The sequence below is a fragment of the Paraburkholderia sp. genome (assembly GCF_026225065.1).
Lineage (GTDB): Bacteria > Pseudomonadota > Gammaproteobacteria > Burkholderiales > Burkholderiaceae > Paraburkholderia.
The window spans coordinates 1-7738 of record NZ_JAMFSB010000407.1; the positions used below are offsets into that span (position 1 = coordinate 1).

General features: G+C 61.6%; 7 protein-coding genes and 1 pseudogene. 2 read left to right on the top strand and 6 right to left on the bottom strand.

Annotation, left to right across the window (positions count from 1 at the left end):
• Positions 1-265: 265 nt before the first annotated feature.
• From M0954_RS28245 to M0954_RS28270, 6 genes are all read right to left on the bottom strand, one after another.
• On the bottom strand, positions 266-1207 hold the full coding sequence (locus M0954_RS28245; protein ID WP_297356774.1) for an ABC transporter substrate-binding protein: 942 nt from the start codon (positions 1205-1207) through the stop codon (positions 266-268).
• A gap of 58 nt (positions 1208-1265) precedes the next feature.
• Positions 1266-1814 (bottom strand): GNAT family N-acetyltransferase, encoded by a 549-nt coding sequence (locus M0954_RS28250; protein ID WP_297356776.1) that lies wholly within the window; start codon positions 1812-1814, stop codon positions 1266-1268.
• A 240-nt stretch (positions 1815-2054) separates the two neighbouring features.
• Entirely contained in the window at positions 2055-3047 is a 993-nt protein-coding gene (locus M0954_RS28255) for a succinylglutamate desuccinylase/aspartoacylase family protein (protein WP_297356778.1), read from the bottom strand.
• Between the two features lie 17 nt (positions 3048-3064).
• A complete protein-coding gene (locus tag M0954_RS28260) occupies positions 3065-4411 on the bottom strand; it encodes an LLM class flavin-dependent oxidoreductase (protein ID WP_297356780.1) in 1347 nt (448 codons plus the stop codon).
• Positions 4412-4450: 39 nt separating this feature from the next.
• Positions 4451-5800, bottom strand: a complete 1350-nt coding sequence (locus tag M0954_RS28265) for an LLM class flavin-dependent oxidoreductase (protein WP_297356782.1) — start codon at positions 5798-5800, stop codon at positions 4451-4453.
• A 115-nt stretch (positions 5801-5915) separates the two neighbouring features.
• Positions 5916-6260, bottom strand: coding sequence for a DUF3088 domain-containing protein (locus M0954_RS28270; RefSeq protein ID WP_297356784.1), 345 nt, complete (start codon positions 6258-6260; stop codon positions 5916-5918).
• A 256-nt stretch (positions 6261-6516) separates the two neighbouring features.
• Between M0954_RS28270 and M0954_RS28275 the strand changes: the two genes are divergently transcribed.
• The gene (locus M0954_RS28275) at positions 6517-7518 is read left to right on the top strand and encodes an AraC family transcriptional regulator (protein WP_297356785.1); all 1002 of its coding nucleotides are present in this window, start codon (positions 6517-6519) and stop codon (positions 7516-7518) included.
• A 125-nt stretch (positions 7519-7643) separates the two neighbouring features.
• Positions 7644-7738, top strand: a pseudogene (locus M0954_RS28280) (carboxymuconolactone decarboxylase family protein); the annotation flags it as partial.

The window sequence follows — 7738 nt, forward strand, 5'->3', positions numbered from 1 at the left end:
CCATGCCGCGCCGTTGCATGTAACCGCCAGAACGGCGGCCGAGAGCAACTTTATGCGAACTCCAGTGGTGGCCCGGGCGGCCTCATTTTTCCTGTTTTTCTTGCGCATCGAACTGTCCGTTGGTGGTAGGCGAAGACAACGCTCCGCCACACCGGCTTATTTCAACAGTGTGAGGAGCAATCTTTTAGTTCTTAGTAATACTTAGGATGTACAGCGAAGAGATAAAACAGAGCTCTATCCAGGCAGCTGGCGCTGCCCGGTTGACTTAGCTTTTCGGCAGACCCGGCGGATTCGTCCGGGCCTTGTCGATCGCTTCCGAACCCAGGCTCCAGCGCTCGAGTGCCTGAGTGTATTTCCCACTGCCAATGAGGTCGTTTAGCAGCAGCGTGAGCGGTGCCGCGAGTCCACTGCCCTTGCGGGTCGTGATCGCGACGTCGGCCAGAATCGGCCAGCCGCCACTGATGGTGCCAACCGCCCGTATTCCGCCCTTCTGCGCAGCCGCGTAGGCGAGCGCCGAGTTGACGCTCAGAATCGCGTCCGCGCGTCCTGAGCGCAGTGCCACGTCGCGCACGGCGATGTCGTCGTAGTACTGAACCTGAACCGGTTTCAGACCATGCGCGACATTTTCCTTGTCCCACGCGAGCAGGATCTTTTCCTGATTCGTTCCTGAATCGGTAATGACACGCAGTCCGGCAACGTCCTTCGGTTCGCGGATCACCTTGATCGGGCTCGAATCCGCCACGTAGAAGCCGAGCACGTCACGACGGTAAGTCGAAAAGTCGAACTTCTCCTTACGCTCCTCGGTAACGGTCACGTTCGACAGAACCGCATCGACCTTGCCCGACTGCAACGCGAGCGGCCAGTCTTCCCAGGCGAGCACGACGATTTTCAGCTTCCGTCCCAGGCCGTCAGCGACCAGTTGCGCGAGGTCCGGGTCGAATCCGACGATCGTCTTCTCATCTGTTGCGTACGCACCAAGCGGCGGCCACGCGACTGCCATGCCGATCACCACTTCGTCCTTCGATGCGAACTGAAACGAAGGGGGGACGGCCTTGATCGCCGCCGCATCAGGCGTGGTCCGGACACGGTCGTGCTGATCCGGGCTCAGATTGAACGTATTCGCGGCCCACGCTGTACCTGCAACGCCCAGTGCCAATGCGAAGAACGTTCCGGCGATTGCCAATAAAACTTTCCGACCTTGCTTCATGACTTGATATGTCCTGTTGAAATAGACGATCTGATCGACGAGTAATGCGCGTGCTTTCCTACCGGCGGCCGAGCGGCCCAGGATGGATCAGATCGCGCAGCGAATCGGTGCGGCCCGGTTCCAGCAAATCCTTGCCGAACGGAAGACGAAAGTGGATCTCCGGTGCGATCGAACGATCGAACAGGGCTTCGTAGCCAGCATGGGTATAGAGTCCAGCGGCCTCCGGCTGCCGGAAACCGGTAGTCAGATACACGCGGCGATAACCCTGGCGCATCGCACGCGTTTCGAGCTCCTGAACGACCCGGCGCGCGAGGCCCTGGCGCCGCTGACTCGCATGGGTCCAGATACGCTTGAGCTCTGCAGTCGTCGCGTCATAGCGCTTGAACGCGCCGCCGCCGACCGTCTCACCGTCGCGCAGGATGACTATGAAAGCCCCTTCAGGCGGCACGAACAGTTCGGCCGGATAGCGTGCGAGTTCTTCGCTCACCGTAGCGGAGCCGGCGGGCCGGAACTCGCTATAGCGTGTGGTGTACTCGATATTCAGCGCATCCAGGAGAGGTTGCGCAACGGGATCCAGCAATGTGGTATCGATGATTTCGTATGTCATAGCAGACAGGGGGATCGTGTTTCCCCCTTTTTTGTTGAATCTCTTTTCCGTGCGACCTTGATGTCCGTCGAATTAAAAAGAAGATAACAGGCTGCTATTGAGGATCGAACCAAACAATTTACGTATGGTTATTCCATGGAGTCCATATATATAATTCGTGCGGCATTAACGGACTATTCGATCGCGAATAAAACGTTGGAATTGCCGCGATATTGGCGGACTATTTATTTCGGATTGCTTTCAAACGGGTTCCGCGAGATGGAACAGACAGTCACCGCGCTCGACTGCAGCCGGCACGCGCTTGCAGACAACCTCGCCCGCTGCGGCGAAAAACATCGTGACCGGCTCACGCAGCGGCGTGTCCGGGAAGTGAATGCGTGCGGCGGGCTGGCCGGCCACGACCTGGTCGCCGAGTTCAACGAGCGGCTCGTACACGCCGCGATCGTAGGCGTACACGTAATGACGCGAGCCGGACACGGTAAAGAAGCGTGTTTGCGCAGGCGGTCCACCCGGTACGAGCGGGCCGCTCAGCAGTCCGATGAAAGCCAGCAGATTCAGCAGGCCCTGCCGCGCGTCGCGCAACAGCTTGGCCTGCACGGTACCGCCGCCGCCGAGTTCGGTGAGGATGGAGATCGCGCCCTGGCGGCGCGCCGCGGTCGCTGCATGGACGGGATTCGGCCGATGCAAAAACGCACGCGGTAAGCCGAAAGCGGTGAGCAACGCCTTGAGCCGCTCCTCTTCCTCGGGGTCGCGCGGCTCGATGGCCAGCATATTGGCGCCATCGTAGAGCAACGAACTGCCGCCCGAATGCACGTCGATCAGGTATTGCGAACGCGCGAGCAGCGTGTGCTCGATGTAATCGGCGATCGCCGCCGTTGGCGAGCCTTCGGCATCGCCCGGAAAACTACGGTTCAGATTGCCGCCGTCGAGCGGAGAAGTCCTCAGCCCCGCCGCAGCGGCCGGAAAATTCGCCATCGGCAGGAAAATCAGTTGACCGCGTACCCACTGCGGCTCGATCTCGCGGATCAAGCTGGAAACAAGTACCTGTCCCTCGTATTCGTCACCGTGGTTGCCACCCATGAGCAGCACGACAGGGCCATCACCGTTACGCACAGATGCGATCGGAATTGGCACCCACCCGTATGCGGAACGATGCACCGAATAAGGCAGGCGCAGATAACCGACGTGACGTCCATCGGCGTCGAGATCGACTTCATTGTGGATCGTACTCATCGGGTTTCCTGGTTGCCTTACGCGGCTCGTGCATGCCGGTTGACCGGTCGTCGAAGTCCCAGATTATCGCGCAACGTGCGGCCCTCGTATTCACTGCGGAACAGGCCACGGCGTCTGAGCTCGGGGATCACGAGTTCGACGAAATCGTCCAGCCCGGCTGGCAGGACCGGCGGCATGACGTTATAACCGTCGGCTCCCCCTTTCACAAAGCGTTCCTCGAGCTGATCGACAATCTGCGCCGGTGTGCCGACGAGTTGCCAGTGCCCTCGGGCACCCGCCACCCGCAGATACAACTGCCGGATCGTCAGATTCTCGCGCCGGGCCAACTCGATCGTCAACAACTGGCGGCTCTTGCTCGCGTTTGTCTCGGGCAATTCGGGGATCGGACCGTCGAGCGGATAGCCCGACAGATCGAAGCCCCCGGTCAGCCCGGAGACCAGCGCGAGGCCCACCTTTGGATCGATCAGCGCCTGCAACTGCTCGAACTTCTCCCGCGCCTCGCTTTCGCTGCGCCCCACGATGGGAAACACGCCAGGCATGATTTTCAGGTCGTCGGGGTGCCGGCCATATTGAGCGAGGCGTCCTTTGACGTCCGAATAGAAATCTATCGCGTCTTCGAGCGTCTGCTGCGCTGTGAAGATGACCTCGGCCGTGCGGGCTGCGAGGTCGCGCCCCGCCTCCGACGATCCGGCTTGCACGACGACCGGATGTCCCTGCGGTGAACGGGCCACATTCAGCGGGCCCTTGACCTGGAAAAAGCGTCCCTTGTGATCGAGCACGTGACGCCGCTCTGGATCGAAGAAGCGCCCTTGGGCCTTGTCGCGCAAGAACGCATCGTCATCCCAACTATCCCACAGGCCCCCTACTACCTCGGCGAACTCGATCGCGCGCTCATAGCGCTCCGCATGACCGAAATGTTTGTCGCGGTTAAAGTTTTTCGCCTCATGTTCGTTCGACGACGTCACCAGGTTCCATCCGGCACGACCGCCGCTAATGTGATCGAGCGACGCGAATTTACGCGCGATGTGATACGGCTCGTTAAAGCTGGTGGACGCCGTTGCGACCAGACCCACATGTTCCGTGACGGCCGCCAGCGCCGAGAGCAACGTAATCGGTTCGAATTGCGCGACGTAGCTGTGTGCCGTGCGGCTGAGAAACTCCACGTTGTCGCCACGCGTGCCTACGCCATCCGCGAGAAACACCAGGTCGAATTTTGCCGCTTCCGCCGCCTGGGCGAGCCGCACGTAATGCCTGAAATTGATGCCAGCATCGGCCTGGGCTTCGGGATGACGCCATGCTGCGATATGGTGTCCTGAGGGATAGAGAAAAGCGCCGAGGCGCAGTTGGCCAGTGCGTTGGGTCATAGTGATAGGTGGTGAAGATGAGGAGTCGACGCGCAGGGGCTAGGCGCTCTTTTGCCAGACACGTCCGTTATCGGGGCGCGCGAGACCGAGGTGCTCGCGCAACGTGCGGCCTTCATAGTCGGTACGGAAAATGCCACGCTGCTGCAGGATCGGCACGACGCCATCGGCGAAATCCTGCAGGCCACCCGGCAGAACGTCGGGCATCAGGTTGAAGCCATCGGCCGCACCGGCTTTGAACCAATGCTCGATGTCGTCTGCGATCTGCTCAGGGGTCCCGACGATCACGCGATGGCCACCGCCACCCGCGAGCGAGCGGATCAACTCACGTACCGTATAGCCGTGCCGACGTGCCTGCGCGATAGTCGCGTGAAAGAAGGTATGGTTGCCATTACCGCCACCTGGCAACGTGAGATTGTCTGGCAGTTGCTCATCGAGTTTGAGTCTGTCCGCGGGAACACCAAGCGTGCCGGCAAGGCGCGCCACGCTGTAGCTCCAGGGAATCAGATCGACCAGTTCGTCGCGACGCCGCAAGGCTTCGCTTTCCGTGGCGCCGATAATCGTCGTCAGGCCCGCCAACACCTTCACTGCGTTGCGCCCGTAGGTTGCTGCACGGGCCTTCAGTTCGCGTCCATAGGCGAGCGACTCTTCAAACGACTGCGAGGCGGAGAAGACCGCTTCGGCATGGCGTGCCGCGAGATCGCGGCCGTCCGGCGAGGCCCCGGCCTGCACCAGCACTGGATGCCCCTGCGGCGAGCGCGGCAGATTCAGCGGTCCTTGAACGTCGAAATACTTGCCGTGGTGGGCTATCGGATGAACCTTGTCGGTATCGACGAAATGTCCACTGGCCTTGTCGCCAATGAACGCGTCGCCCTCCCAGCTGTCCCAGAGCGCCTTGACCACCTCGGTGAACTCGGCCGCACGCGCGTAGCGCTCGGTATGCTCCGGCACCGCCTCGCGGCCGAAATTGCGCGCCGAACCCAGGTCCGCGGTCGTGACGACGTTCCAGCCGGCGCGCCCTGCGCTGACGTGATCGAGCGTCGAGAAACGCCGCGCAATGTTGTACGGCTCGTTGTAGCTGGTCGATGCCGTCCCGATCACGCCAATGCGCGAGGTGGCCGCAGCAATACTCGCCAGCAACACCGTCGGTTCGAGGGCTGTGATCGGACGAAAGTTGATCTGGTCGGCGATCGAGGCATTATCGGCGAGGAACACAGCATCGAATTTGGCCGCCTCGGCAATCTGCGCGACACGGACGTAATGACCGACGTCGATAAACGCATGCGGATCCGCCTCCGCGATTCGCCATGCTGACGGGACGAAACCGGAGTGCAGGATATTGATGTTCAGATGCAACTGGCGCGGCGCTTGCCGGCCTACAGCGTGGCTCATGGGAAAGTCTCCGTGGCGAGATCGTTTTTGCTCGCCTCGCGAGAGCGAGCGGCGCGTAGCGCGGCCCCATAACCGGCGCGACTGCGCGGACCGGTGGAGAGGCCGCCAGCCAGCGTCAATGGACCTTCGGGAAGCCGTGGCGTTCGGCTAGCAACGCAAGGATGCGGTTGGTGTCGGTGACGAAACGCTTGTTGCCTAGCGTCTGCGCGTCGTCGGGCGCCGGCGCCTCGTCGCCGAGGATCAGCACGGGCAGGCCCTGATGATCTGCATCGAGCGCCTGGATTGCCACCTCGCGCGGACGCGCAAACGGCAAACGCTGGATATCGAGGCTGGCGTTCTTCGACGGGTCGCTTGCAAGCAGTCCTTCGATTGGCGCGCCATGGGGGCAAATGAAGCGTTCGCCGGGGTGCTTCGGATCGGTAAAGCCAGGTTCGAGGAGTAAGAGCAGGTCTCGGCTCATGATGTGCGGCGTATCCATAAGGGGATGAATCGAACGATTCTCAACCCTCGAACGGCATCGCGCCACGAATAAATCCGCACAAGGATATGCGGCCAGCAACTTAACGCTGCGAGAAAGAGGCCTGGCACCGTCCGACTCATACCGGCCCCTTTTCAAGGCATAAGCTTCCAACAAAAAATTCGTTGCATCGCCCGGACGAAACCCTTATGAAATAAATCCACCTTGCATCGCCGCATGACGAATCGATCCCATGTCCATGTCACCCCATGCCGAAACGATTGCCGACTGGTTGTTAGCCGGTCTCGAACTGAAGAGTACGATCTTTCACGTCGGCCAATATTGTGGCGCGTGGCAAGCGTCGACGGCGGGACGCCATCGGGCCAGCTTCCACCTCGCACTGCATGGCGAATGCTGGCTGCATCTGCCGGCGAGTGCAGAGCGCGCCGCGCAGAGCCTGCGCCTCGCGCCCGGCGACGCGGTGTTTCTGCTGCACGACATGCCGCATTGCCTGTCACCGGATCCGCGTCCTCCAGCAAGCGGCCACGAAAGCGAACGGATCGGCACCATGTCGCCGCTCGCCTCGCCCGACGATTCGCTCGCGCCCGCCGACGGCAGCGTGGGCATCGCCTGTGGTTTCTTCGAGTTCAACTCCGGCCTCGACGACATGCTGCTCAGCCTGTTGCCCGATCACATCGTCGCGAGGCGCGACAATCCTTCGCTCGACGGTGCGCGGGCGATTTTCGACCTGATTCGCGCCGAAGCGCTGCGCGACGTGCATACGCCATCACCACTCATTGCGCGTCTTACAGACCTGCTGTTTGTCTACGTGCTGCGCGCCATACCAGGACGCGACGAAATCGCGCCCTGCTTCTGGTCGTTGATGCGCCGCCCGGAATTTGCGCCGCTCGTCGCGGCTATCATCGAAACCCCGGCCGAACGCTGGACCACCGACACCATGGCGAGTTTCGTCCATATGTCGAGGGCGCGCTTTTGCAAACAGTTCGTCGATATTGCCGGCCAGCCGCCCGCCCAGTTTGTCACGCTGGTGCGCATGAAAATGGCGGCGGCCATGCTGCGTGGCGGCTCGAGCATGCCGGATGCCGCGGAACGGGTCGGCTATCAGTCGGAGTCCGCGTTTGCGCAGGCATTCAAGCGCGTCACAGGTGTCCAGCCGGGCGCCTATCGCCGCCGCGCCACGAAACACACAGGACGTCAGCCTGCGGCCACCGGTAGCACGCCACTCATCGCATTGCATTGAGCGCGGCGCTGTACGAGTGCGCAAGCACCTGACGCTGGACAAACTCGCAGGATTCGCAGACAGCCCCGCATTGTTCCGACACGGCCCCTGGATTCACAATGAGGCCTTATCTGCGAGGAACCGCCATGAGCCGTCTGCACGCCCACACCATCGACAGCGCCCCCGAGGCCAGCCGCCCTTACCTGCAACGCGCGCAGGCGGCCAATGGCTATCTGCCGAA